General features: G+C 69.1%; 23 protein-coding genes. 9 read left to right on the forward strand and 14 right to left on the reverse strand.

All coding sequences use genetic code 11. The features are described 5' to 3' along the window. Complete coding sequence (locus ACT535_RS12210; protein WP_476364554.1) at window positions 1–1,053, reverse strand: LacI family DNA-binding transcriptional regulator; 1,053 nt, start codon at window positions 1,051–1,053, stop codon at window positions 1–3. Between the two features lie 117 nt (window positions 1,054–1,170). On the opposite strand from ACT535_RS12210, the gene ACT535_RS12215 reads away from it, so the two are divergent. The 3 genes from ACT535_RS12215 (at window position 1,171) to ACT535_RS12225 (ending at window position 5,538) form a co-directional block, all read left to right on the forward strand. Then, complete coding sequence (locus ACT535_RS12215) at window positions 1,171–2,496, forward strand: FAD-dependent oxidoreductase (RefSeq protein WP_476364555.1); 1,326 nt, start codon at window positions 1,171–1,173, stop codon at window positions 2,494–2,496. Window positions 2,497–2,513: 17 nt separating this feature from the next. Further along, a complete protein-coding gene (gene ilvD, locus ACT535_RS12220; RefSeq protein WP_476364556.1) occupies window positions 2,514–4,208 on the forward strand; it encodes a dihydroxy-acid dehydratase in 1,695 nt (564 codons plus the stop codon). Window positions 4,209–4,284: 76 nt separating this feature from the next. Further along, window positions 4,285–5,538, forward strand: coding sequence for an ABC transporter substrate-binding protein (locus tag ACT535_RS12225; protein WP_476364557.1), 1,254 nt, complete (start codon window positions 4,285–4,287; stop codon window positions 5,536–5,538). A gap of 72 nt (window positions 5,539–5,610) precedes the next feature. Here ACT535_RS12225 and ACT535_RS12230 read toward each other — a convergent pair whose 3' ends face one another. Next, a complete protein-coding gene (locus tag ACT535_RS12230) occupies window positions 5,611–6,105 on the reverse strand; it encodes a DUF2165 family protein (protein ID WP_476364558.1) in 495 nt (164 codons plus the stop codon). Between the two features lie 152 nt (window positions 6,106–6,257). Between ACT535_RS12230 and ACT535_RS12235 the strand changes: the two genes are divergently transcribed. Then, window positions 6,258–7,115, forward strand: coding sequence for an alpha/beta hydrolase (locus tag ACT535_RS12235; protein WP_476364559.1), 858 nt, complete (start codon window positions 6,258–6,260; stop codon window positions 7,113–7,115). 105 nt (window positions 7,116–7,220) lie between these two features. Further along, the gene (locus ACT535_RS12240) at window positions 7,221–8,930 is read left to right on the forward strand and encodes a SulP family inorganic anion transporter (protein ID WP_476364560.1); all 1,710 of its coding nucleotides are present in this window, start codon (window positions 7,221–7,223) and stop codon (window positions 8,928–8,930) included. Here ACT535_RS12240 and ACT535_RS12245 read toward each other — a convergent pair. From ACT535_RS12245 to ACT535_RS12290, 10 genes are all read right to left on the reverse strand, one after another. Then, entirely contained in the window at window positions 8,927–9,655 is a 729-nt protein-coding gene (locus ACT535_RS12245; RefSeq protein WP_476364561.1) for an ABC transporter ATP-binding protein, read from the reverse strand. The genes ACT535_RS12240 and ACT535_RS12245 overlap by 4 nt on opposite strands. Next, a complete protein-coding gene (locus tag ACT535_RS12250; RefSeq protein ID WP_476364562.1) occupies window positions 9,648–10,418 on the reverse strand; it encodes an ABC transporter ATP-binding protein in 771 nt (256 codons plus the stop codon). The genes ACT535_RS12245 and ACT535_RS12250 overlap by 8 nt, the downstream gene beginning before the upstream one ends. After that, window positions 10,418–11,302: a branched-chain amino acid ABC transporter permease gene (locus tag ACT535_RS12255; protein ID WP_476364563.1), complete on the reverse strand. Its 885-nt coding sequence runs from the start codon at window positions 11,300–11,302 to the stop codon at window positions 10,418–10,420. Before ACT535_RS12255 ends, ACT535_RS12250 begins: the two co-directional genes overlap by 1 nt. After that, complete coding sequence (locus tag ACT535_RS12260) at window positions 11,299–12,183, reverse strand: branched-chain amino acid ABC transporter permease (protein WP_476364564.1); 885 nt, start codon at window positions 12,181–12,183, stop codon at window positions 11,299–11,301. Before ACT535_RS12260 ends, ACT535_RS12255 begins: the two co-directional genes overlap by 4 nt. A gap of 133 nt (window positions 12,184–12,316) precedes the next feature. Next, a complete protein-coding gene (locus tag ACT535_RS12265; RefSeq protein WP_476364565.1) occupies window positions 12,317–13,444 on the reverse strand; it encodes an ABC transporter substrate-binding protein in 1,128 nt (375 codons plus the stop codon). Between the two features lie 2 nt (window positions 13,445–13,446). After that, window positions 13,447–14,202, reverse strand: a complete 756-nt coding sequence (locus tag ACT535_RS12270; RefSeq protein WP_476364566.1) for a pyrimidine 5'-nucleotidase — start codon at window positions 14,200–14,202, stop codon at window positions 13,447–13,449. Window positions 14,203–14,227: 25 nt separating this feature from the next. Beyond that, complete coding sequence (gene nadC / locus ACT535_RS12275) at window positions 14,228–15,100, reverse strand: carboxylating nicotinate-nucleotide diphosphorylase (RefSeq protein WP_476364567.1); 873 nt, start codon at window positions 15,098–15,100, stop codon at window positions 14,228–14,230. A 114-nt stretch (window positions 15,101–15,214) separates the two neighbouring features. Continuing rightward, on the reverse strand, window positions 15,215–16,471 hold the full coding sequence (locus ACT535_RS12280; protein WP_476364568.1) for an amidohydrolase family protein: 1,257 nt from the start codon (window positions 16,469–16,471) through the stop codon (window positions 15,215–15,217). A gap of 119 nt (window positions 16,472–16,590) precedes the next feature. Beyond that, window positions 16,591–18,048 (reverse strand): aldehyde dehydrogenase family protein, encoded by a 1,458-nt coding sequence (locus tag ACT535_RS12285; RefSeq protein WP_476364569.1) that lies wholly within the window; start codon window positions 18,046–18,048, stop codon window positions 16,591–16,593. Next, entirely contained in the window at window positions 18,045–18,794 is a 750-nt protein-coding gene (locus tag ACT535_RS12290) for an orotidine 5'-phosphate decarboxylase / HUMPS family protein (protein ID WP_476324985.1), read from the reverse strand. The genes ACT535_RS12285 and ACT535_RS12290 overlap by 4 nt, the downstream gene beginning before the upstream one ends. Window positions 18,795–19,091: 297 nt before the next feature. Here ACT535_RS12290 and ACT535_RS12295 point away from each other — a divergent pair, with 297 nt between their 5' ends. Beyond that, window positions 19,092–19,586, forward strand: a complete 495-nt coding sequence (locus tag ACT535_RS12295; RefSeq protein WP_476364570.1) for a hypothetical protein — start codon at window positions 19,092–19,094, stop codon at window positions 19,584–19,586. A gap of 6 nt (window positions 19,587–19,592) precedes the next feature. Here ACT535_RS12295 and ACT535_RS12300 read toward each other — a convergent pair whose 3' ends face one another. Both ACT535_RS12300 and ACT535_RS12305 read right to left on the reverse strand, forming a co-directional pair. Further along, on the reverse strand, window positions 19,593–20,549 hold the full coding sequence (locus ACT535_RS12300) for a CobW family GTP-binding protein (protein WP_476364571.1): 957 nt from the start codon (window positions 20,547–20,549) through the stop codon (window positions 19,593–19,595). A 10-nt stretch (window positions 20,550–20,559) separates the two neighbouring features. Next, complete coding sequence (locus ACT535_RS12305) at window positions 20,560–21,084, reverse strand: CinA family protein (RefSeq protein ID WP_476364572.1); 525 nt, start codon at window positions 21,082–21,084, stop codon at window positions 20,560–20,562. A 163-nt stretch (window positions 21,085–21,247) separates the two neighbouring features. Between ACT535_RS12305 and pdxR the strand changes: the two genes are divergently transcribed. The 3 genes from pdxR to ACT535_RS12320 all read left to right on the forward strand — a co-directional run bounded on the left by pdxR (window position 21,248) and on the right by ACT535_RS12320 (window position 26,498). After that, window positions 21,248–22,777, forward strand: a complete 1,530-nt coding sequence (gene pdxR / locus ACT535_RS12310; protein ID WP_476364573.1) for a MocR-like pyridoxine biosynthesis transcription factor PdxR — start codon at window positions 21,248–21,250, stop codon at window positions 22,775–22,777. A gap of 12 nt (window positions 22,778–22,789) precedes the next feature. Next, window positions 22,790–23,512 carry a class I SAM-dependent methyltransferase gene (locus ACT535_RS12315; RefSeq protein ID WP_476364574.1) on the forward strand — a complete coding sequence of 241 codons (723 nt, stop codon included), beginning with the start codon at window positions 22,790–22,792 and terminating at the stop codon, window positions 23,510–23,512. Between the two features lie 91 nt (window positions 23,513–23,603). Further along, the gene (locus tag ACT535_RS12320; protein ID WP_476364575.1) at window positions 23,604–26,498 is read left to right on the forward strand and encodes an HD domain-containing phosphohydrolase; all 2,895 of its coding nucleotides are present in this window, start codon (window positions 23,604–23,606) and stop codon (window positions 26,496–26,498) included. Window positions 26,499–26,516 lie beyond the last annotated feature (18 nt).

Raw genomic sequence — 26,516 nt, forward strand, 5'->3', positions numbered from 1 at the left:
TCAGGACGCTGTGGCCTCCGCTGGGCGGCTCTCCCCGGTGCTCTCGCGCAGCACGATCCGGTAGCCCACCTCGCAGGTGCCGCCGCGCGCGGCGGTGCCGGCGATGCGGCCGATCAGCATCTCGGCCGCCCTGTGCCCCATCTCGTAGCGCGGGATGTCCACGGTGGAGAGGGAGGGGTTGAGGTGGCTGGAGAAATCCAGCCCCCCGAAGCCGGCGACCGCGATGTCGCCGGGCACGGCGAGGCCCATGCGCTGGAACGCCAGCAGCGCGCCCGCAGCGAGCACGTCGTTGAGGCAGAGCAGCGCATCGGGGCGCGGCTGCATGGCGGCCACACGCTCGGCAATCACGCGGCCGGACTCCATGCTGGTGAGATCGTCCGCATTGAGGGTCAGCGGCGCGCCGAGCCCGGCCTCGGCGATCGCGGCCTCATAGCCCTTGGCGCGCATCTGGGCGCGGCGGTCGCGCGTCGCGGCGCCGACAAAGGCGATGCGGCGGAAGCCCTGCGCCACCAGTGCTTCGGTCATGGCCTTCATGGCGTCGAAATTGGAGAGCCCGACGAGGCTGTCTATGGGCGTCGGCGTGCTGTCCCACGTCTCCACTACGGGTACGCCCGATTTCTCCAGTAGTGCCCGCGTGGTGCGCGTATGGGAGACGCCGACGATGACGAAGCCGTCCGGCCGGCGCCGCAGCAGCGCCTCGATGACCTTTTCCTCCTCGGCCGGGGAATAGTTGGTCTCCGCCATGATCATCTGCACCCCATGGGTGCGGGCGACGTCGGAAACGCCCTTCACGCTGTCGCTGAAGATGGATGACGCCACCGTCGGCAGGATCAGCGCGATGATGCCACTGCGCTGGGAGGCGAGGGAGGAGGCGACGAGATTGTAGATGTAGCCGGTCTCGCGGATCGCCGCTTCGACGCGGGCCCTGAGATCGGCATTCACGAGGGCCGGCTGGCGCAGCACGCGCGAAACCGTCATGGCGGATACGCCCGCCACGCGGGCCACATCCTCCATGGTGACGCCTGCCGCCCGTCCCCCCCGCTTCTGCCGCATCGCCGATTCCGCCCCCACATCCCTAGCCAACATATGGCCTGCCGGTCGCTTGACAAGCGGATCGGGTTAGCGCTAACAAATGATAGCGCTAACAATTAAAAACCGGGATGGGTAGAAATGCGCGACGCGAGGCCCGCGGAGGTTCTGGAAACGGATGTGCTGGTGGTCGGCGGCGGTGCTGCTGGGCTGTCCTGCGCTGTGGCAGCCGCGCGGCGCGGCCGGCGCGTCATCCTGCTGGAGCGCTATGGCTTCAGTGGTGGCGCGGCGGTGGCCGGCCTTTCCGGCACCATCTGCGGCCTCTATGCCGCATCCGACCGTCGCAACGCCGAGCCGGAGCAGGTGGTGCACGGCTTCGTGGATGAGTTCATCGCCGCCATGGAGGCCCGCGGCGGCCTTACCGGCCCGGTGCAGTATGGCAAGACCTTTGTGCGCGTCCATGATCCCCTCGTCTGGCGCGAGGCGGGAGATGCGCTTCTCGGTGCCGAGGGCAACATCCGGGTGCTCTACCACGTCACTGTCACCGGCGTTCTCGCGGAGGGCGACCATGTGCGCGGTGTCACCGCCTTCACCAAGCAGGGGCCGCTGGAGGTGCGCGCGAAGATCACCGTGGACGCCTCGGGCGATGCAGACGTGGCGGCCATGGCCGGCCGCGCGCTCACCAAGGGGCGCGACGGCGCCATCCAGAACCCCACCATGATCTTCCGCATCCTCGGCGTGGACATGGCGCGCTTCCTCGCCGCCAACGGGCCGGATTCCATCCTCGACGAGCGGGTGATGAAGCTCATCCAGGCGCTGAACGCCTCGGGCGACTACCGCCTGCCGCGCGCCAAGATCTTCCTCTTCCCGACGCCCCGTCCCGGCGAGCTGATCTGCAACGCCACGCGCATCATGGGCGCGGATGGGCGTGAGCTGGACGCCACCCGCGCCGCCGACCTCAGCGAGGCGGAGATCGAGGGGCGCAAGCAGGTGCGCGAATACGCCCGCTTCATCCGCGACCATATCGCCGGCTGCGAGGCCTCCTTCGTCAACGACACCGGCGTGCAGGTGGGCGTGCGCCAGACGTGGCAGATCGTGGGCCGCGATCTCTTGAAGAACGATGACGTCACCTCCGCCCGCAAGCGCGCCGACGGCATCTGCCGCTCGCCCTGGCCCATCGAATTGCATTCCGGCGAGAAGCCGAAGCTGCACTGGATCCTCGACGACTATTACGAGATCCCCCTCGGCTGCTTCCTGCCCGCCACCGGCACCGGCTTGGTGATGGCGGGGCGCTGCCTCTCGGCCGAGCACGAGGCCATGGCCTCGGCCCGCGTCACCGCCCAGTGCTTCGGCTACGGGCAGGCCATGGGCCTCGTCGCCGACCAGCTCTGCGACGATCCGGCGGCCCTGCCGTCCGGCTCCGATGTCCGCGCCGCGCTCAATGCGCTCGGCGCCCAGCTCAACTGACGAGACAGGGACGTTTCATGTCCGACGCCGACCAGAAAATGCCGACGCTGCGCAGCAATTTCGAGCCCGGCACCACCCGCTGGGCGGTGCGCCGCGCCCAGTGGCTCGCCATGGGCTACAGCGAGGAAGACCTGCTGAAGCCGAAGATCGCCATCGTCAACAGCTCCAGCAAGCTGTCGGTCTGCTATGCGCACCTCGACGACGTGTGCCGCGTGGTGGAGCAGGCCATCCGCGATGCCGGCGGTCTTCCGTTCGAGATACGCACCGTGGCGCCGTCCGATTTCGTCACCAGCGCGGGCCGGCAGGCGCGCTACCTGATGCCGAGCCGCGACCTGCTGGTGAACGACATCGAGGTGCAGGTGGAGGGCGCGGAGCTGGACGGCATGGTGCTGCTCGCCTCCTGCGACAAGACCACCCCCGGCCAGCTCATGGCCGCCGCGCGGCTGAACGTGCCGTCCGTGGTGCTTCCCTGCGGCTACCAGCTCGGCGGCCATTGCGCGGGCAAGGAAGTGGACATCGAGGAGGTCTACAAGAGCGTCGGCTCGCTGAAGGCGGGGTCCATCTCCCTCGCCGACCTCAAGGCGATGACTTGCAGCGCCATTACCGGGCCGGGCGTGTGCGCGGGGCTCGCCACCGCCAACACCATGCATGTGCTCTCCGAAGCCCTCGGCATGGCCCTGCCGCGCAGCGCGCCCATCCGCGCCGGCTCGCCGGTGCTGATGGAGAATGCCGCGCGCGCGGGTGCCGCCATCGTCGACCTCATCATGAAGGACATCCGCCCGCGGCAGATTCTCACCCCCGCCGCCTTCCGTAATGCGCTGCGTGTGGCGGTGGCGACGGGATGCTCGGTGAACTGTGTGCGCCACCTCGCGGCCACCGCCTCGGAAGCCGAAATGGACATCGATATCGTGGCCGAGCTGGAGGCGCTGAACGACACGCCCCAGATCACCACGGTGCGTCCCAACGGCCCCCACCGCATCGAGGACCTCGACAAGGCCGGCGGCTGCCGGGGTGTGATGCGGGAACTTTCCGACGTGCTCGACCTCTCGGTGATGACCGTGACCGGCAAGACGCTGGGCGAGAACCTTGCCGAGGTTCCCGAGCCCGACCGCGCCTTCATCCGCCCGCTGGCCGATCCCTTCCGGCACGAGCCGGGCCTTACCATCCTGCGCGGCAGCCTCGCGCCCGACGGTGCGGTGGTGAAGGTCTCCGCCGTGCCGGCCGAGGTGCGCACCTTTTCCGGCAAGGCGCGGGTGTTCGAGGATGAAGCCCTCGCCATCAAGGCGCTGGAAACCCACTCCATCGCCCCCGGCGACGTGGTGGTGCTGCGCGGCCTCGGGCCGAAGGGTGGGCCGGGCACGGTGTTCGCCGCGAGCTTCATGGCGGCGCTCATCGGCGCGGGTCTGGGCGCCGGCGTCGCGGTGGTGACCGATGGTGAACTCTCCGGCCTCAACAGCGGCATCACCATCGGACAGGTGATGCCCGAGGCGGCGGAAGGCGGGCCTTTGGGCTTGGTCGCGGAGGGCGATGTCATCTCCATCGACATCGGCGCCCGCCGGGTCGATCTCGACGTCTCCGAAGCCGAACTCGCCACCCGCCGCGCGGTGTGGCGCGCGCCGGACCACAGCCATATCCGCGGCTGGCTCGGCCAGTACGCCGCCATGGTGCAGCCGCTCTCCAAGGGCGCCGTTCTGAAGCCCATGCGGCCCTGAGGGCCGACGACACCAAAGGCGGCCCTGAACGCCTTCGACAAACAAAAAACGAATAGACAGGATCGGGAGGTTTGAAATGCCCAAGAAGACTGAAAGGTCCGGGAAGACGACAAGGTCCGGAACGCTGAAGACCGCTCTGGCCTCGACCGCGCTTGCCGCCCTCGTCTGCGCCGCTTTCGCCGGTGGCGCGCGCGCCGAGAGCGTGAAGGTGGGCGTGCTCAACGACCAGGCCGGCGTGCAGGCGGATTTCGCCGGCGCGGGCTCGGTGGTGGCCGCGAAGATGGCGATCGCCGATTTCGGCGGAAAGGTCGCCGGCATGCCCATCGAGCTGGTCGCCGCCGACCACCAGAACAAGGCCGACATCGGCGTGAACGTCACCCGCCAGTGGTTCGACACGGACGGCGTGGACGCGGTGCTGGACGTTCCGAATTCCGCCGTCGCGCTGGGCGTCAGCGGCATCGCCAAGCAGAAGAACAAGGTGGCGATCATCTCCGGCGGCGGCACGTCCGACCTAACCGGAAAGGATTGCACGCCCAACACCGTCCACTGGACCTACGACACCTGGGCGCAGGCCAACACGGTCGGCACGGCCGTGACCAAGGCGGGCGGCAACACCTGGTACTTCATCTCGGTGGACTATGCCTTCGGCCATGCGCTGGAGCGCGACGCCGGCGAGGCCATCAAGGCGGCCGGCGGCAAGATCCTCGGCACCGTGAGACATCCTCTCGGCACCTCCGACCTTTCCTCCTTCCTGCTCCAGGGTCAGGCCTCCGGCGCCAAGGTGATCGGCCTCGGCAGCGCCGGGGCGGACACCATCAATGCGGTGAAGCAGGCGTCCGAATTCGGCATCGTCAAGGGCGGGCAGAAGCTCGTGGCGATGCTCATGGTGCTCAACGACATCAGCGCGCTGGGGCTGGAGACGGCGCAGGGCCTGTTCCTGTCGGAGGCCTTCTACTGGGACCTGAACGACCAGACCCGCGCCTTCGCCAAGCGCTTCGCAGAGGCCAATGGCGGGCGCTATCCCAACATGGTCCATGCCGGCGTCTATGCCGGGCTGCTGCACTATCTGAAGGCGGTGGAGAAGGTGGGTAGCGCCAAGGACGGTGCGAAGGTGGTGGAGGCCATGAAGGCCATTCCCACCGACGATCCGCTGTTCGGCAAGGGCGCGGTGCGTGCGGATGGACGCGCCATCCACGACATGCACCTGTTCGAGGTGAAGAGCCCGGCGGAGTCCAAGGGGCCCTACGACTTCTACAAGCTCATCGCCACCGTCCCCGCCGACAAGGCGTTTCGCCCCCTCGCGGCCGGCAATTGTCCGCTTGTGAAGTAAGACCAAGCCCGCGCGGCGCCTGAGCGAGGCCCGCGAGAAGCGGCCGAAGGCCGAGGCCGCGGGCAGGGCGCGTCAGCGCTCCTCCTCCTGCTCCGGCAGGAGGAGGATGATGAGCACCGCGGAGATCCAGCCGATGAAGGCGAAGGCTGTGGATTGCCCGTTCCAGGTCTTCGACTGCCACATGGCGAACCATTCGCCGCCGATGACGACGAAGCCGCCGCCGTAGAGCAGGATGCCGAGAGTGAGCCCGAGCACGGCGGTCACCTTGGCGCGGGCGAAGGCGGGGCCACGCAGGGAACCGAGCATCCGCGCGACGCCGACCCACAGCACGAGGGCGGCGGCGGCCTCGGTGGCGATGATCGCGACATATGCGGCGGTCTGGAGCCGTTCGTCGGTGATCGCCCGCCACCGCACCGTGGAATCCGGGAAGATCGTATCCATCGCCAGCACGTGGTGGACGAACGCCCAGTTCGTCCCGTAGTCCGTGATGTTTCCGAAGGCCACCAGGGTGAAGAAGACGGCGATGGTCGCCACCAGCGCGGTCTTGCAGAGCCGGATCAGAACCATGCCTCGCTCCCGCCGATGGATCGCCAAGTGAATGGGGCGCCAGCCGATACTAGATCGGTCGGTCGTGGACGCGCACCCACAATCGCTCGGATCGGCGCCCGCCGGGCGAACGCGATCTTTGCACCCCCCGGGGCTCCGCCCTATCGTGACGCATGCCCACCGCTCCGGAAGCCCGCCATCTCTCCGCCCATGCCCTCGCCGCGACGCTCCCGAGGCGGCTTCCGGATGCCCGCATCCGCTATGGCGATGCCAGCCCCGTGCAGTTCGCCGACCTCCGCTTGCCGCCTTGTGAGCCGCCGCCCGCCGGCTTTCCGGTCGCGATCTTCGTGCATGGCGGCGGCTGGCTCGCGGACTGGACGAAGGACTATTCCGCGCCCTTCGTCGAGGCGCTGACCGACGCTGGGCTTGCCACCTGGGACATCGAGTTCCGCCGCATGGGTAGCCGCAACGGCGGCTATCCCGAGACCTTCCGTGACGTCGCGATGGCCGCCGATCACCTGCGTGAGGTTGCACGGTCCCATCCGCTGGACCTCCGCCTGGCCATAGCCATCGGCCATTCGAGCGGCGGCCACCTCGCGCTCTGGCTGGCGGGACGCGCCAGCCTGGAAGCCGGCAGCCCGCTTTTCGCGCCCGATCCGCTACCGCTGAGGGGCGTCATCTCGCTCGCGGGGGTCAACGACCTCGAACGCTCCCTGGAGCTTGGCGGCCGCACCGACATTCTCACCCTGCTGGGGGTGACCTCCGCCACCGAGGCCGCCCCGCTCTTCGACCACACCTCGCCTGCGCGGCTCCTGCCGTTCGGCATGCCGCAGGTGCTCGTCCTGGGGACGCTGGAAGACGGCTGGCGCCGGGAGATGACCCGCGCCTATGCGGAGGCCGCAAGGCGGGCTGGCGACACGGTCCGGCTCCTGGAGCCGGAGGGGCTGGATCATTTCGACGTGGTCGATCCGCTGGGGCCCGCCCTCGCGCTGGTGTCGCGGGAGGCGCTGGCCCTCGCGCAGGCGCCGTAGTTCCGCCCTCCGCAGGACGGGATGTTCCGGACTGTTCCGGGCCGTCGGCCGGTGGCATGGTCCGGGCGTGACGGGCCGGGTGCGCCGGCCGATGGAGACGAACTCGTGGCAGCGGACGGCACGTCCACTCAAAAGACCTCGTGGACGGTGCTGGCGAGCTTCGCCGGATATCGGCCGGGCTGGATCAAAACGGATGTCGCCGCCGGGCTCGCCATCGCGGCCGTAGGGCTGCCGAGCGCCATCGCCTATCCCGCCATCGCCGGCCTGCCGCCGCAGACCGGGCTTTATGCCTCCATCGCGCCGCTCATCGCCTATGCGGTGTTCGGCCCCTCCCGCCAATTGGTGGTGGGGCCGGATGCGGCGACCATCACCGTGCTCGCGGCCGTGCTTGCCGGCCTGCCGGACCTCGCGGCCGTGGACAAGCCGGGGGTCGCCGCCCTCATCGCCCTCGTGGTGGGCGGCTATTATTTCGCCGCGCGGCTGGTGGGGCTGGGGGTGCTCTCCACCTTCCTGTCGCGGCCGATCCTGGTGGGCTTCTTCGCGGGTATTTCGCTGTCCATCCTCGTCGGCCAACTCAAGCGCGTCACCGGCATTCCCATCGTCGGGGACGGCCTCCTCGCGCCGGTGATCGAGCTGGTGCGCAAGGCGCACGAGGTGCACTGGCCCTCGCTGCTGCTGGCGCTCGGCATGTTCGCCGTGCTCCATCTCGTCCGCCGCGTGCGCCTGCCGGTGCCGGGGCAGGTGGTGGTCGTGGTGCTCTCGGTGCTGCTCTCCGCGCTGTTCGATTTCGAGGGGCGCGGCATCGCCGTGGTGGGCGCGATCCCTTCCAGCCTTCCCGCGCTCGCCCTGCCGGCCGGGGGCGGCGCGGCGATCGACCAGTTGCTCATCGGCGCGGCGGCGATCTTCCTCGTCAGCTTCGCGGCGGGCATCGTCACGGCGCGCAGCTTCGGCGAGCGGGGTGGCTATCCAGTGGATGCCAACCGCGAGATGGTGGGTTTCGGCGCCGCCAACGTCGCGGCCGGCCTGTTCGCCGCCTTTCCCATCACCGCCTCGGATTCGCGCACGGCGGTGAATGCCAGCGTGGGCGGGCGCTCGCAGCTCGCCAGCGTGGTGGCGGCGCTGGCGCTGCTCGCCATCGTGCTATTCCTCCAACCGGCGCTCGCCATCCTGCCCATACCGGCGCTGGGGGCGATCCTGATCTCGGCCGCCCTGAGTCTCGTGGACATCCCCGCGCTGCGTGAACTCTGGCGCATCAGCCGCATGGAATTCGCCTTCGCCATGATCGCGCTGTTCGCGCCCATCAGCCTCGGCGTGCTCAACGGCGTGCTGGTCGCCATCGGCGCGACCTTCGCCTACCTGCTGCACAAGATGATGTATCCGCGCGACGCCCTCCTCGGGCGGGTGCCCGGCCATGAGGGCTTTTACAAGCTGCACCGGCGGGCCGATGCGCGGCAGGTGCCGGGGCTTGCCATCGTGCTCATCCAGGGCGACCTGCTGTTCTTCAACGCCGACCGCATGCAGGGCCGCATCGACGCCATCGCCGACACGCTGGTCGCCGGCACCCGCTGGCTGGTGCTGGATGCGAGCGCCATCACGCAGGTGGACTCCACCGCCGCTGCAGCGCTGGAGGAGGTGCGCGCGGAGCTTGAGCGCCGGGGCCTCAAGTTCGGCATCGCCGAGATGCACGATGAGGTGCGCACCCTGCTCGACCGCGCGGGGCTCCTCGATGCCATCGGCCCGGATATGATCTTCGACGACCTCGACGACGCCTATCGCGCCTTCGAGGCGAGCGGGGAGGGCGCGAGCAGCGATTAAGCCGTGACACTCTCCGCCGCGCGCATGCCGAGATAGGCGGCGATCACGCGCGGGTCGCGGGCCAAGGCCTCGGCGGTGTCGGCGAAGAGGATGCGGCCGTGCTCCATCACATAGCCGTAGCTCGCCACCGAGAGCGCCTTGCGGGCGTTCTGCTCCACGAGGAGAACGGTGGTGCCCTTGGCGTTGATGTCGGCGATGGTGGCGAAGATGTCGTTCACCACATGCGGCGCAAGGCCCATGGAGGGCTCGTCCAGCAGCAGCAGCTTGGGCCGCGCCATCAGCGCCCGGCCCATGGCCAGCATCTGCTGCTCGCCGCCGGAGAGGGAGCCGGCATACTGGAAGCGCCGCTCCTTAAGGCGCGGGAAGCGGGTATAGATCAGCTCCATGTCGTCGGCGATGGCGGGGTCTGAGCCGCGCACATAGGCGCCGACCTTCAGATTGTCCTCCACGGACATGGAGGCCACCACCCGGCGGCCTTCCGGCACCAGCGAGACGCCGGCGCGGACGATCTTGTCGGCGGGGCGGGCGGTCATGTCCCGCCCCTCGATGCGCACCGTGCCGGAGAAGGCGCGCACGAGGCCGCAGATGGTGAGGAGCGTCGTCGTCTTGCCCGCGCCATTGGCGCCGATGAGGCAGACGCAGGCGCCGGCCGGGACTGTGATGTCGATGTCCTCGACGGCCGCGACGGAGCCGTAGCCGGAGGTGACCTTGACGAGCTCAAGCATCCTCGGTCCCCAGATAGGCTTCGATCACGCTGGGCATGCGGCGCACCTCCTCCGGCGTGCCGGCGGCGATCTCGCGGCCGAAGTTGAGCACCACGATATGGTCGCTCACCCGCGCCACGAACTCGATGTCGTGCTCGATGAGGAGCACGGTGATGCCCATGTCGCGGATGGCGAGCACGAGGTCGGCCAGCGCGCGCTTCTCGGCGAAGTTCATGCCCGCCGCCGGCTCGTCCAGCAGCAGCAGGCGCGGCTGGGTGGCCAGCGCCCGCGCGATCTCCACGCGCCGCCGGTCGCCGTAGGAGAGGCCGCCCACGGCCACGTCGCGCAGAGGGGCAATGCCCACGAGATCGAGCAGCGCCTCGCAGCGCGCCGTTTCCCGGCGCTCGCTGCGCTTCACCGCCGGCAGGCCGAGGAGCACGTCGATGACGCTCGCCGACTGGTGGCGGTGCGCGCCGAGCAGCACGTTGGCCAGCGTGGTCTCGCTGGCCAGCAGGCGGATGTTCTGGAAGGTGCGGGCGACGCCCAGCGCCGTCACCTTGTGCGGGGCGAGGCGGGCGATGTCCACGCCGTCGAGGCGGATGTGGCCGGCGTCGGTGGGGTAGAGGCCGGTGATCATGTTCATGGTGGTGGTCTTGCCGGAGCCGTTCGGGCCGATGAGGGCCGTCACCTGTCCGGCGGTGGCGGTCAGCGACACGCTGTCCACCGCCACCACGCCCTGGAAGCGCTTGGCCACCTGCCAGAGTTCGAGCTGGGCTGCCGCCATCACTTCCCTCCTTCCGTGGCCGCCCGCCGGGCGCCCGCGGCCTTGCGCGGCGGCCAGCGCAGGAGCGACATGGCCCCACCGGGCAGGAACAGCACCACCGCGAGGATGAGGAGGCCCATCAAAATCTCGCGCCACTGGCTGGAGAAGCGCAGCAGCTCCGGCAGCAGGGTGGTGAAGATGGCACCCACCAGCGGCCCCAGCAGCGCGTTTACCCCGCCGAGGATGGGATAGGCGAGGGCATCCACGCTCCTGAGCAGGCCGAAGTCCGAGGGGCCGACGAAGAAATTGAGATGCGCCGCGAGCCCTCCCACGCCACCGCTGACGAAGCCGGAGGCGACGAACAGCGAGAGGCGCTGGCCGAACACGTTGACGCCCATGGCCTCGCTCATCACGTCGTCCTGCCGGATGGCGAGGATGGAGCGGCCGAAATAGGAGCGGCGCAGGGCGAAGACGAAATAGAGGGCGATGAGCACCAGCAGCACCAGTTGCCACGTCTCGGTGTAGCGCGGGATGCCGTAGATGCCGATGGCGCCGCCGGTGACGGCCTCCCAGTTCAGCGCGATCACGCGCACCACCTCGGTGAAGGCGAAGGTGGCGAGCATGAAATAGTCGCCCCGCAGCCGCAGCACCGGCGCGCCGATGACGAGCGCCACCGCCGCCGCCAGGAGCCCGCCCGCCACCACCGCCACGGCGAAGGGGGCGCCGAGCTGCATGGTGAGATAGACGCTGCAATAGGCGCCCACCGCCATGAAGCCGCCGGTGCCCAGCGTGAACATGTTGGCCGCCAGCGCCAGCCACACCCCGTAGGCGAGGAGGGTGTTGAGCAGGCACAGGTTCACGAGGTTGCCGTAGCTGGCGAGAAAGGTATCGAGGGTGGCCATCATGCGCGCCGCTCCTCGAACCCGGAGAAGAGCCCGGTGGGCTTCACCAGGAGGATGAGGAAGATGAGGCCGAAGCCGATGGCGTCCCGGAAGGCGGAGGAGACATAGGCGACGGAGAACACCTCCACCAGCCCCAGCAGGAAGCCGCCCGCCACCGCGCCGGGGATGTTGCCGAGCCCGCCGAGGATCATCACGGTGAGGCCCTTCACCAGCATGTGCTCGCCCATGAAGGGGGACACCACGTTGAACAGCAGGCCGAGCAGCACGCCGGCCGCTCCCGCCAGCGCCCCGGCGATGAAGAAAGTGATGAGAATGGTGCGGCCCACCTCCACGCCCACGATGCGCGCCACGTCCTCGGAGAAGGCCACCGTGCGGATGGCCCGGCCCACCGAGGTCTTCTGCAGGGTGAAGCCGAGGATGCCCATCAGGATCACGGCGGTGACCACCACGATGACCTGCAGCAGTTGCACGCGCACGCCGCCGATCTCCCACACGATGCCGGTGAAGGGGTTCGGCGGATAGCCGTGGACGGCGGTGCCGAACACCTCCTGCGCGATGCCCACCAGAAGGCGGGCGAGGGCGAGGCTGGCGACGAGGCCCATCCATTTGTGCCCGCCGCGCAGCCGCAGCACGCGGAAGACCAGAAGCTCGGAGGCCATGCCGAGCACGCCGCCGCCCACCAGCGCCACGACGAGCGCCAGCGGCAGCGGCAGGCCGAGGAGGGCGATCTCCAGCCCGAGATAGGCGCCCACCATGAAGAAGGCGCCCTGCGCCAGGTTCACGATGTTCAGCACGCCGAAGATCAGCGTGCAGCCGATGGCGAAGACGGCATAGATCGAGCCGAGCGACAGCCCGTTCACGACCTGCTGCAGGAAGGTGGTCATCCGATGATCCCCGGGGCGTGCTGGCGGATCATGCCATCAGCCGACGGGTTTGCACCCATCGCCTTTGGTCACGTCCGCGGGGCGCCTGAGCGCCAGTCCATCGGCCCCGGCCTGTCACCGGGGCCGGCGGGGATCACTGGGCGAGCTGGAACTTGCCGTCCTTCAGCTCCAGCACCTTGGCGACCAGCACCGGCTCGCGGTCCTTGTCGAAGGAGAAGGGGCCGAGAACCGTCTCGAGGTCCTTGGTGTCGGCGATGGCCGCGCGCAGCTTCGCCGGATCGGAGACGCCGCCCGCACGCTTCACGGCATCGGCGAAGATGGTGACGGCAGCGTGGGCCTGGGCGGCGAAGGTGTCGGGGGCGTTGCCGTACTTGGCCTTGTAGGCCTCCACGAAGGCCTTGTTGGCCGGCGTGTCGAAATCGATGAACCAGCCCGAGCCCACGAGGAAGCCCTGCGCGGCGGGGCCGGCGAGATCGTTCAGCTTGGTGGAGATGGCGGCGTTGGCGCCGAGGAAAACGGTGGACTGCGGGATGCCGAGCTGGCGCGCCTGCCGCACGATGTTCGCGGTCTCCTCCGCGAGGCCGCCGACGACGATGATGTCGGGGTTGGCCGCCTTGATCTTGGTGAGCTGGGCGGAATAGTCGACGTCGCCCTTCTGGAAGGTCTCGGTGGCCACCACCTTGATGCCGGCCTTGTCGAGGGCGGCCTTGTGCACGCCGTAGGCCGCCTTCATCAGCACGTCGTCGATACCGTAGATCTGCGCTGCCGTCTTCGGCTGGTAGCGCTTCACGGCATAGGCGAGCACGCCCGGGAACACCGCCGCCTCGGGGGCGCTGGTGCGGAAGATGTATTCGCCGATGGCCGGCACGCCGGGGGCGGTGTTGGAGGAGGCGATCACCGGCACCTTGGCGGCGTTGGCGATGGGGTCGGCGGCGAAGGCCGAGGTGGTCAGCGTCGGTCCGAAGATGACCGTCACCTTGTCCTGGTTGATGAGCCGCTGGAAGATGTTCACGGTCTGGCCGCGATCGCCGGCATCGTCCTGGTGGACAGGCACGAGCTTGAGGTCGCCGAGCTTGCCGGAGGCATTGATCTCGGAGGCGGCGAGTTCCGCGCCGTTCTTCTGCATGGTGCCGTAGAGGGCCGCCGAGCCGCCCGACGTGGACTGCACGATGCCGAGCTTCACGTCCGCCGCGAAGGCGGGCATGGCGGCGAGCGAGACGGCGGTGGCGGCGATGAATAGGCGCGTGAGACGGGCGTGCATCGTCATGGCTCCTGAGGAAGGTCGATCGTTGATGAGCCCTTATTTTGCGGGCCCTTATGAAGGCTTTGTGCGGCCTTTGGCGTCGGTATCGGGGGCGTGCGCGGCTCGATCTGGGCGAGCACGGGCGCGAGCGCCAGGGAATGGAAATGCACGTGCGCGGCGTCCGGCGTTTCGGGCAGGCCGTGATCGCCGATCAGCACCGTCTGCATGCCGAGCGCGTGGGGCACGGCGAGGTTCACCGCCCGGTCGTCGAACATGATGGCGCGCTCCGGCGCGACGCCGTGGCGGGCGAGCATGGTATCGTAGGCGGCGCGTTCCGGCTTGCCGATGTAATCGCAGGCGGCGATGTCGCACACGCCCTCGAACAGGTCGGCGATGCCGAGCCGCGCCAGCACCCGCTCGGCATGGGCTCGGGAGCCGTTGGTGAAGACGAGGCGGCGTCCGGGCAGGGCCCCCAGCGCGAGACGCAGCTCGGCGTTCTCCGCCAGCACCGTCAGGTCGATCTCATGCACGAAGGCGAGGAAATCCTGAGGCTTCACCGCATGGTGGCGCTGGAGGCCGACGAGGGAGGTGCCGTAGGTCTCGTAATAATGCGCGTGCAGCGCCGCAGCCTCTTCTGGCGTGGAGCCGGTGAGTTCCTGGATGAATAGCCAGACACGGGCGAGCATCTGGCCGTGCAGGCCGGCGGAGCGGGGGTACAGCGTATCGTCGAGGTCGAAGACGAAGGTCTCCGTACCCGGCCTCAGACGAAACGGCATCTCCCCGCGCATCATCCCCCCGCGCTCAGTTTGACAACTGCTTCAGGCGGTCGATGGTCCGCTGCGCGCTCGGCTTGATGTCGCGGACATCGAGGCTGATGTCGAGGGCCTTCACCGTGTGGGTGAGGTCGCCGATGGAGATCACGTCCACCCCCAGTTCCGCGATGGGGACGATGGTGGTCTCGTTGATGCCGCCGGACGCCTCGGTCATGGCGCGACCCTTGGTGAGCTTCAGGCCCTCGCGCATCTCGTCGAGGTCCATGTTGTCGAACATGATGATCTCGACGCCGGCGTCCAGCGCCTCCTGCACCATCTCCAGGCTTTCGCACTCCACCTCGAACTTGAAGGTGTGCTGCGCGCTCGCCCGCAGGATCTTCACCGCCTCGGTGATGGAGCCGGCGATCTTGATGTGATTGTCCTTCACGAGCACGCAATTGGCGAGGTTGAAGATGTGGTTGTGGGCGCCGCCCACGCGCACGGCATACTTCTGCACCATACGCAGGCCCGGCCAGCCCTTGCGGGTGTCGGTGATGCGCACGCCGGTGTGCTTCACCAGCTCGGCGTAGCGGCGGGTCTTGGTGGCGATGCCGCTCATCTGCTGCAGCCAGTCGAGCGCCGAGCGCTCGATGACGAAGAAGGTCGAGGCGCGCGCCTGGACCCGCATCAGCACGGTGCCGGGCTCCACCGCGGCGCCGTCCTCCACCAGCCATTCGATGCGCGCCTCGGGCTCGATGGAGCGGATGGTCTCGTCGGCGAACAGCATCCCGCAGACGATCCCCTTCGCCTTGGCGTAGATGTTGGCGGTCTGAACCGGATCGTCGCCGACGAGAAAGCCTCCGGTTGTATCGCCGGAGCTTAACTCCTCGCGCAGGCCCAGCTCCACGAGGGGCCGGATCATAAAGCGGTTCAACTTCATTACGCGGCTCCTGGGGCGTTCCCCGCCCGGCTCTGTGATACTGCCTAGCAGCTGTTTTCTACTATATCAATTGACAAAATCACTTATCGACAGCGCTCAGCCGTCCAGCCGGTTGGTGAAGGCCTTCCCGCCCTTCATCACCAGATGCAGGCGGTCGCGCTGCTCCAGGATGCGGATGTCGGCGAGCGGGTCGCCGTCCAGAACCAGCACGTCGGCCATGCAGCCGGCCCTAAGCGCGCCGAGGTTCGGCTGTTCGATGCACTCCGCCGCCTTGGTGGTGGAGGCGACGATGACCTCCATGGGCGACATGCCGAGCCAGTCCACCATGAAGGCCAGTTCGGCCATGTTCTCGCCCACCAGCAGGCGGTGCGACTGGTCGGTGCCCATGGCCACCTTCACGCCGCGCTTCACCGCCTCCTTCCAGAGGGGGATCTGCGTCTGCATGAGGGAATAGATCTGAGCGTCCTTCACGTCCTCCTGGCCCAACTGGTGGCTGGCCCAGGCGGTGTTCTTGCGGCGGTGCTCGATGGAGAGCGGCACCAGCGCCAGCGTCGGCACCCACCAGATGCCGCCCGCGATCATGCGGTCCACGCTCTCCTCGTCCATGAACCAGCCGTGCTCCAGCGAGTGGATGCCGGACCGGACCGCGTTCTTGATGCCGGCCAGCCCCTCGGCATGGACAGCCACGCGCTTGCCCTTGGCGGCGGCCTCGGAGACGGCGGTGGAGATTTCCTCGATGGTGAATTGCGGCTCGTCCCAGCTGTCGGTGACCGAGGTGATGCCGCCGGTGGCGCAGATCTTGATGAAGTCGGCGCCGCGCATGAGCAGCTCGCGCACCAGCCGGCGGATTTCCTCCACCCCGTCCGCCACCGTGTGGGGGAGCCAGGCCCGCTTCTGGATGCGCATGCCGGCCGGGAGCCAGTAGTCGCCGTGGCCACCGGTCTGCGAGACCATGCCCAGCGAGATGAACAGGCGCGGCCCGTCGATGATGCCTTCCTCGATGGCCTGCCGGAAGCCGGCGTCGGCGCCGCCCATGTCGCGCGCGGTGGTGATGCCGCAGGCGATGGTCTCGCGGAACACCTCGATGGATTTCAACACGTTGTAGGTGGGCGTGTTGAGCAGATGCTGGCGCATGTCGCGGGCGCGGTAGGTGCCGTGGACATGGGTGTCGATGAAGCCGGGCAGTACGGTGCGCCCCGCCGCGTCGAGCTTCTGGGCGCCCGCCGGCACGCTAACCTGACTCTCGGGACCGGCGGCAACGATGCGCCCTTCCTCGATCACCACGACCGCGTTCGGCACCGGGTCCACCCCGGTGCCGTCGATCATGGTTCCGCCGACGATTGCGATGGCCATCCGCGCCTTGCCTTTCGCTCTGTTCAAAAAGTTAGCAACGCCATTTGCCGGGCATTGAGAGCCAGCCGCCGACACAACGATGGGTCCAGCCCGCCGCCGGTGGCTCCTTTTGTCTTCCGCTACGTGAGGTCCACCACCACGTTCTTGATCTCGCAGTAGAAATCCAGCGCCTGAAGGCCAAGCTCGCGGCCTATGCCGGAGCGCTTGTAGCCGCCGAACGGCGCGAACACGCTGGTCTTCGAGGCGCTGGGCAGGCCGTTCACCGCTACCATGCCGGTGCGCATGGCCCGTGCCACCCGCAGCGCGCGGCCGATGTCGCGGCACCAGACGGAGCCATTGAGACCATACTCGCTGTCATTGGCCAGCGCGATGGCCTCGGCCTCGCTGTCGAACGGTGTCAGGGAGCAGACCGGGCCGAAGATCTCCCGGTTGAAGGCCGGATTGTCCGGCCCCACGCCCGAGAGGATGGTGGCGGGATAGAAGAAGCCGTCGCCCTCGGGCATGGCCCCGCCGCTCACCAGCGTCGCCCCCGCCTCGCGCGCCTGCGCCACGGTGCGGTCCACGGCATCCCGATGCGAAGACGAGATGAGCGGGCCGAGATTGGTCGCTGGGTCCAGCGCAGAACCGTTCTTCAGCCGTGCGGCCGCCAGCGCGAAGGCGCGGGCGAAGGGCTCCAGCGCGCTGCGCTCCACCAGCAGGCGCGAGCGGGCCGAGCAGGACTGGCCGGCATTGCCGAAGCCGGAGGCGACCGCGCTCGCCGCCGCCTTCTCCATGTCGGCATCGGCAAAGATCAAAGCGGCGTTCTTGCCGCCCAGTTCCAGCGCCACGCGCTTGATGGAGCCGGAGGCGAGCCGCATCACCTCCGACCCCACGGCGGTGGAGCCGGTGAAGGAGATGCCGTCGATACGCGGGTCTTCTGCCAGCCGCCGCCCCACATCCGCGCCGCCGGGCAGCACGGAGAGGAAGCCGTCCGGCACGCCCGCCTCGCGGCACACATCGGCGAGCAGCAAAGCGCTCAGCGGTGTCAGGGGCGCGGGCTTGAGGATGGCGGCGCAGCCGGCGGCCAGCGCCGGGGCGAGCTTCCACGAGGCGCCGAGCAGCGGGAAGTTCCACGGCACGATCTGCGCCACCACGCCCAACGGCTCGCGCAGGGTGAAATCCAGAAGGTCCTTGCCGAGAGGGATGGTGTCGCCGAACACCTTGTCCATGGCCCCGGCATAATAAGTGAAGACGCGGATCGCGCCCTCCACCTCTCGCAGGGCGCCGGAGATGGGCTTGCCGGCGTTCACCGCCTCGATCTGCGCGAACTGGTCCTGCCGGGTCTTGATCCCGGCGGCGATGCGGTGGAGCACCGCGCCGCGCTCCACCGGCGGCAGATGGGGCCAGTCGCTGGCATCGAAGGCGTGGCGCGCCGAGCGGATCGCCGCCTCCACCTCCACCGGCCCGGCGAGCGCGATTTCCGCGAGGGGCGCTCCGGTCCAGGGATCGACCAACTTCTCCACGTCACCGCCCATGGCAGGCACGAAGCGCCCGCCGACAAACGGTTCGCGATGGAGGGAGGGCAGCATCACGGTCATGAGGCCGCGGCCTCCAGCGCCTGCATCTTCTCATAGAGGGCGGCGGCGGCGGCGGCCGGGTCCTTCGCGTCGGTGATGAGGCGGCCGACGATGGCGAAGCGGCGGGGGCAGGCCGCTGCGGCGGCGAACGCCCCCTCGATGGTGCCGCCCAGCGAACCGAAACCGGTGAGGAACACCAGCGGATTTTTCACGTTCGCGGCGATCCAGCCGGACCAGCGGGTGACCTTGGCGGCATCGTGGGCGGGCAGCACGAAATGATCGGCGCCACCCTCGGCCGCGCGGGCGAGGATGAGGTCCAGCGCATTGTCGAGCAGATAGCCGCCACCGGAGACGCCGTAATCGGCCACCGGAATCTCACCGCCCACCACCGGCGCGATCCCGGCCTTGAGCGCCTCGCCGACGAAGCCGTCCACGGCCGTGGGGCCGGCGACGGGGAAGAGGATGAGCCCGTCCACCTCGGCCTCGGCGCACAGGGCGGTGAACTTCTTCGCCATGTCCGGCATGTCCGGACCGGCCTTCTGGTGGTCGTAGAGGATCGGCAGGTCGGTGAGGTCGCGCACGCGCCGCATGGACTCCTTCAGGCCATGGCGCAGCACGCTGGTGAGGCCGAGCTTGTACCCGGCGACGCCGGGGACGCCGCTCGTCGCCTTCACCACCGCATCGAACTTCTCCTGCGTCTCGATGTCGAGCGCGGGAACGATGCCCACGGTGCCGGAAAAGGTCTTCGCCGAAAAAGTGCTGGCCATTGCGGTCTCGCTCGCTTCCATCCTGTGCCTGAACGCTAGGGCGGGGCAGGGGTCCACGGTAGCGCCGGCTCGTGGCGGGCTCATGGGGCCAGTCTCGATCATGGGGCCAGTCGGTGCGATCAACGCGGCCGCCCGCATTCAGCCCGGCGCGCGCCGGCATTCGGCCATGCTGCGTTCAGCTTGCATTCACCCGATATTTCATACACATGGCCCTGCTGGAGCTTGACCGGGGGGACAAGCCGGCGGGGCGCGATGCCTGATCAATCACCTCCTCATCTCCGACCCAGAAGGCCGCACATGAAGACGGGTATTCTCGCCGCGCTCGCCGTCGCCGCCACCCTCGCCACCGCCGGGGGCGCGCAGGCCCAGGTCAAGCCATATGGGGCGGGCTTCGATGGCTGGAACTTCACCGCCACCACGGAGAAGTCCGGCATCATCAACTGCCGCGCCACGCGCAAGGTCGGCAACCGTGACGACATCATCGCCCGACGCACCGACGGCCAAGTTTACATGAGCGTGAAGGCCGAGGGCCGCAAGGGAGACTTCAAGGGCACCATCGTCAACGTTCCCGGCAAGCCACGCGGCATGCTGGAATGGACGGTGCCGGGCGGCGCCGATGGCACGCGCATGTGGTTCATCATGCCCTTCGTCGCCATCGACCATATCGCGGCCGCCGGCGCCTACCAGTTCTCGCTGCCGGATTCCGAGGATGTGGGCACGGTCAATCTCGGCAAGCGCGCCAAGGAGGCGTGGGCCCGCGTCAACCAGTGCGTCCAGGCCAACGGCGGGTGAAACCCGTCACGGACGGGCCATGCCGGCGAGCAAGGTCAGCGCGTCGGCGAGGTCCTGCTCCTCGATGCCGCGGGCGATGAGGACCATGCGGTTCTCGCCGTCCGCCGCGTGGGCGAGAAGGCCGGGGGAATAGACCAGCCCCTGCACCCCGTGCAGCACCACCGGCTGGGGCACCTCTTCCAGATGCAGGATGCCCTTGAGGCGCAGCAAGGCGGCGCCGAACAGGTCGCTCACACGGTCAAGCCAGGCATCCACCTCATCCTGTGTCAGGCGGCCGGGGAAGGCGAGGGAGGCGGTGGTCACGGCATGGCCGACGCCGGTGGCCGAGAAGCGCCGGCTGAGCGGGCGCGGCGTCTCGCGCGGGTCGATCCAGAGCAGCGTCCCGTCGCGCGCCGTCGCCGGCAGCACGTGGCATTCCGCCAGCGGATTGAGCATGGCCACCTCGCGCTCGGCGGCGGCGAGCTGGTCCGCCGTCGCAAGGTCCGCCTTGCTGATGAGGATGCGGTCGGCGAGGGCGACCTGCGTCATCCCCTCGGGATGGTGAGCGAGGGTGGCGGCGAAGTTCGCCGCATCCACCACGGTCGTCACGCCGGCGATGGAGAAATGCCGGTTGAACACGGGATCGGCGATCAGCGCATGGAGCACTGGCGCGGGGTCGGCGAGGCCGCTCGTCTCCACCACCACCCGGCGGAAGGAGAGCCCGTCCATGGCGCGGCGGCGCAGGAGGCCGTTGAGCGTGGCGTTCAGCGAGCCCTTCATGCGGCAGCAGATGCAGCCGCCCTCCAGCAGCATCACCTCGTCGCTGCCCGTCTCGATGAGCGCGTGGTCGATGCCGGCGTCGCCCGCCTCGTTGATGATGACGGCGGTGTCGCGGAACGCCGGGCGCTTCAGCAGATCGTTGAGCAGGGTCGTCTTGCCCGCGCCGAGAAAGCCGGTGACGAGGACGACCGGGATGTCGCTCATGCGCGGGGCGTCAGCCGAGCTGGGATTTGAGCAGAGCGAGGGCCGCCCGCACGGCGCACAGGCGCACGTTGTCGCGGCTGCCGGGGAAGACGTGTCGCTCTTCCGCGAGCCCCCCGTCGCGGGTGGCCACCGCGACGAAGATGGTGCCCACGGGGTTCACTGCATTGCCGCCGCCCGGCCCGGCATAGCCGGTGATGGCGACAGTGGCACCCGCCTCGGAATGGCCGAGCAGGCCCTGGGCGAGGCCGCGAGTGACCTCCGCGCTCACCGCGCCATGGGCGGCGGAGACGGCGGCCGGCACGTCGAGGCCGGTGGCCTTGGCGGACGAGTGATAGAGCACATAGCCCCGCTCGAAGATTTCCGAGGCGCCGGACACTGAAGTGAGGCAGGCGGCGACCAGGCCCGACGTCACCGTCTCGGCCGCGGCAAGGCGGATGTTCCGCGCGCGGGCGGCCGCGAGCACGTCGGCGGCGAGGGTGAGGAGGGGGGCGGGAAATAACGTTTCGTCCGCCTGGAGCAGAGCGGTCTCGGGCATAAGTGTCGCCTCAGATGCGGGCGCGGCCGCCAATTCATCAAAGCACGCGCATTGACGGTGAAAATGGTTGGCCCCCCTCGGTCAAGTCAAGCAAGCGGCCGGGGTGGCCCCAAAACGCCGACAGCGACTGGCCCTCTCGCAACTGGCCCCATCCGGTGCCAACATGCACTGCCTGCCGGACCAATGGGGTTGCGACGCCGTGCTGATCTCCCTCGACCGCGCCTCGACCCTGAGCCTCCAGGAACAGCTCTTCGAGCAGATCCGCCAGCAGATCCTCGACGGGCGGCTGAAGGCCGAGGCGGCGGTGCCGTCCTCCCGCCATCTGGCCCAGCAGCTCGGCGTCTCGCGCAATTCGGTGACGTTCGCCTACGAGCGGCTCATCAACGAGGGCTATCTCATCACCCGCCCCATGGTGGGCACCTATGTGGCTGCCGTGGTGCCCGAGGCGGCCATGAGCGCGTCCGTCAGCGCGTCGGTTGGCGCATCTGCCTCGGTCGCCGCCCGGCGCGCGGAGGCCCCGGCCCTGGCCGAGCGGCGCGCGCCGGAGAAGCTCGCCCCCGCCGCCTTCACCGGCCGGCCCCACTCCATCCTCAACACCAGCCGCATCCCCATCGATTTCTGGCCCCAGCGCACCGATCCGCGCGCCTTCCCGCTGAAGACGTGGCGGCGCCTCGTGCTGCATGCCCTCGCCGTGGCGGGGCACAATCTCACCGAATATGGCGAGCCGTGTGGGCTGATGGCCCTGCGCACCGCCATCGCCGACCATGTGGCGGTGATGCGCGACATCCATGTGCGGCCTGAGCAGGTGGTGATCGTCGCCGGCGCGCAGCTCGCCCTCAACCTCGCGCTCCGGGTGCTGGCCCGGGAGGGCGACGCGGTGGTGGTGGAAAACCCCTGCAGCCAGGGCGCCGCCTACCTGTTCGAGAGCGTCAACATGCGCCTCCACCCTCTGCCGGTGGACGAGCAGGGCATCGACACGTCCCGCCTCGCCGGGGTGGCGGCGCAACTCGCCTATGTGATGCCCTCGCACCAATATCCCATGGGCGGTGTGCTCTCGCTGGAGCGGCGCCAGCAACTGCTCTCCTGGGCCGACCGCACCGGGGCCTATCTGATCGAGGACGATTACGACAGCGAGTTCCATTATGGCGGGATGCTGCTGCCGGCGCTCAAAGCCATGAGCCCGGAAAACGTGATCTATCTCGGCACCTTCTCCAAATCGCTTGGCGCCGGGCTAAGGACCGGCTTCGCCATTTTCCCCGATCATCTCGCCCCGGCTGCGGGCGCGGCGAAGGCGCTGCTCGACAACGGCCATGTGTGGCTGGAGCAGGCGGCGCTCGCCGAATTCCTGCATACGGGCGGCTTCGTGCGCCATCTGCGACGGGTGAGGCTGCGCTACCAGCAGCGCCGCAACGTGCTGGTCTCCGCCTTGCGCGATGCCTTCGGGCGGGTGGAACTGCGCGGCACGGAGGCGGGCACCCACCTCGCCTGGAAGCTGCCGCCCGGCCTGCCCCGCGCGCACCAGATGGCAGCGCTGGCCAAGAGCCGCAACGTCGGCCTCTACACCATCCAGAACGGCGGCGGGCACGAATACGGCACTGCCGACGTGAGCAACGACTGGCTCCTCCTCGGCTATGCCTCCCTCGCCGAGGAGCAGATCGAGGCCGGCATCCACCGGCTGCGCGGCGCGCTTTAGGGACAGAACGTGATGAGCGGACATCCATCGGAGACGGTGCGGCGGCCGGAGGGCACGGCGCTGGCAGTGATCGAGGACTGGCTCGGGCCGCTCAACGGGCGCTCCCTCCTCGATATCGGCTGCGGCCATGGCGCGCTGGCGCGGGCGCTGACAGCGCGGGGCGCTTGCGTCCACGGCATCGATCCGGGGCCGGAGGCCATCGCGGCGGCGCGGGCGGCGGTGCCGGATGCGACGTTCACCGCGGCCGGTGCCGAGGCGTTGCCTTTCGCGGACGGAAGCTTCGACGCCGTGGTCTTCCTCAACAGCCTTCACCATGTCCCGGCAGACCTGATGGCGGCGGCGCTTGGCGAGGCGCTCAGGGTCAGCCGTGGGCCGGTGCTGGTGGTGGAGCCGTTGGCCGAAGGCAGCTATTTCGAGGTGTTGCGGCCGGTGGAGGATGAGAGAGCTATCCGCGGCCTGGCGCAGGACGCCCTCTCGGACTGCATTGCACGCGGAGCGGCACAGGCGGTGCGTCGGCTCGATTACGACGACGTGCGTCGTGTCGCCGGGGTGGATAGCTTCCTCGCGCGGGCGGTTGCCGTCGATCCCGCGCGCGCCGCAGCGGCGGAACGGCATCGTGGCACTGTCGAGACCCTTCTGGCCCGCTGGGGCGTTGCGGAGGCGGGTGGCATCCGCCTGGAGCAGCCCCACCGCGCGCTGTTGCTGACGGGATGTCAGGAGACCTCCGGGCGGTAACCAATGGCTGATTAATGAATTGATATAATTTAAGTTTTAGCGTTTCGCCCAAATTTGTGCGGCAAGCATCCGTGCATGTTGGGGAGCGTCCATGGAATCGTCGTCTGCATCCGCGTGGCCTAAGGGCCGGGCCGGATGGACCCTGCCTTTGCGGCTGCTGTTCGCCCTCGCCGTGGTGACGGCCATGGTCCTGCTCTCCGGCGTCCTGCTCTGGCAGGCCTGGACCAATGGGCGGGATGCGTTGCTGAACGCGACACTGGAACGCGCGGCTCTGCTGGGCCAGCTCATCACGGAGAAGGTGGAGAACCGCGCCCTGCCCGGCACGGTGGCGTTGGAGATCCTCGCCAGCGACGGCAGCGCGGTGACCGGCGGGCCGGACACGCTGCTCGATCACCTCGGGGCGCTGCGACCGGTGTTCGCCAGCATGCCCTTCCTCAGCTCCATCACCTTCGCCTATGGCGACGGGAATTTCGTGCGGCTGCTGGCGCTCGATCCGCCCGACGCGGCCCGCCAGTCAGCGCCGGGGGGCACGCGCTTCCTCGCCCATATCATCACGGCGGAGCAGGCCGCCGGCTCGGCTGGCCAGCCCGCCGGCGTCTGGCGCTTCTACGACGAGGACATGCGCACGATTGCGGAGCGTCCCGCCGCGACGTCGCTCCCGCGCGATCCTCGCCAGCGCGAATGGTATCTCGGCGCCATGGCACAGCCGGGCCAGCATGTGACCGCGCCCTATGTGTTCCCGTCGACCGGCGAGGTCGGCGTCACGGCCAGCCGCAAGGTGGCGGGGGTCGATGCGGTGATCGGCCTCGATCTCTCGCTGACCGACATCGCCCGCGAGTTGGACGGCTTGCGGCCTACGCCCGGGACCGAGGTGGCGATCGTCGATCAGGCAGGCTGGGTCATCGCCTATGCTGGCACCGTCTCCGCCATGCCGGATAAGATCGTGCCCCTGCGCGACCTTAAGTCGGGTCCGCTCGCCGAACTGGACGGTCTCGCCATGCCCACGCGCGGGCCGGCGCGCTTCCGCGCCGACGGACAGGACTGGCTGGGCGTCAAGACGCTGCTCAATGCCCGCGCCGATCGGCGCAACACGCTGGTCATGGCGGTGCCGCGCAATGAGGTCCTCGCCCCGCTGCGGGCCCGCCTGGAACGCCAGATGTGGGTCAGCGGCGGCATCGCGCTCGGCTTCATCGTCATCGGCTGGTTCGCCGGCCAGCGCCTCGGGCATGGGCTGAACGAACTGGCCGAGCAGGCCCAGCGCCTGACCCGGTTCGACTTCGGCCGCCCGGCCAGGGTGGGCAGCTTCATCCGCGAGATCGCCGACTTCCACAGGGTGCTCGACACGGTGGGCGAGACCATCCGCGACTTCCTCGCCACCAGCGAGATTATCGCCTGCGAGCCGCAGCTGGACCGGATGCTGGAGCAGGTGCTTGCCGCCACCGTGAAGGGTACGTCCTGCACGCGCGGGGTGGTCTACCTGGTGGATGGAGCGTCCCGCGACCTGCAGGTCGCCGCCGATGTCCGCGAGGAGGCCGACGCCTCCGCCGACATGCCGGCGGTGCTGCCCCTGTCCGTGCTCGATGCGCCGGAGACGGTCGCGCCGGTCGACGCCGGCGGCGCGGAGCGGCTTGCGCTGCCGCTGCGCGACCGCAAAGGGCGCCCCATCGGCCTCCTGGTGCTGGTCCATGGCGCCGATGCCGTTCACCATAGCGGCGCCTTCATCGCCTTCGCGCGCCAGCTTTCCGGCACGCTTGCCATCTCCATCGAGACGCGGCGGCTGATGGAGGAACAGGGGCGGCTGCTGGAAGGGTTGATCCTTCTCGTGGCCGACGCCATCGACGCCAAGAGCCCCTATACCGGCGCCCACTGCCGCCGCGTGCCGGAGCTGGCCGACATGATCGTCTCGCGCATGGCCGCCGACGCGGACGGCCCCTATCGCGACTTCACCCTCAGCGAGGGAGATCGCCGCGCCTTCCGGGTGGGCTCCTGGCTGCACGATTGCGGCAAGGTGACGAGTCCCGAGCACATCATCGACAAGGCGACCAAGCTCGAGGCGGTCCACAACCGCATCCACGAGGTGCGCACCCGGTTTGAGGTGCTGCTGCGCGATGCCCGCATCGCCCATCTCACGCGCCTCGCAGCCGGCGCGGATGCGTCCGCCTCGGCGCAGATGCTGGCCGAGGAGGAGGCGCGCCTTGCCGACGACTTCGCCTTCGTCGCCCGATCCAATGTGGGTGGGGAGTTCATGACCGACGAGGCCCTCGCCCGCCTCGCCGAGATCGCGAAGCGCACCTGGACCCGGCATTTCGACGACCGGCTCGGCCTCTCGCGGGAAGAGGAGGCCCATCTCGCCGGCCATCCGGCCCCCGCGCTGCCGGCCGAGGAGCATCTTCTCGCCGACAAGCCCGAGCACATCCACCCCTGGGGCGCCCTCCGGCCTCCGGTCGAGAAGGGCGATCCGGCCAATCGCTACGGCTTCGACATGCGCCTGCCGCCGGCCGCCCAGAACCTCGGCGAACTCTACAACCTCTCCATCCGCCGCGGCACGCTGAACGACGAGGAGCGGTTCAAGGTCAACGACCACGTGGTGCAGACCTACATCATGCTCAAGGCGCTGCCCTGGCCCGAAGGGCTGGAGCGGGTACCCGAACTCGCCGCCACCCATCACGAGCGCATGGACGGCAAGGGCTATCCCCGCCGCATCGCCGCCGACGGCCTCACGCTGCCCGAACGGGTGATGGCGGTGGCCGACGTGTTCGAGGCGCTCACCGCCTCGGATCGCCCCTACAAGCCGGCGAAGAGCCTGTCGGAAGCCATGCGAATCCTCGTCTCCATGGGCAGGGAGGGACATCTCGATCCGGAGGTGGTGGCCTATTTCCTCAGGTCCCGGCTGTGGGAGACCTATGCCGGCCGCTTCCTGCGCGCCGACCAGAACGATGCGGTGGATGTGGCGGCCCTGTGCGGCCAGCTTCAGGCGGTCGCCTGAAGCGCCCCAGCGCAGCCT

The organism is Xanthobacter sp. DMC12 (genome assembly GCF_056314105.1).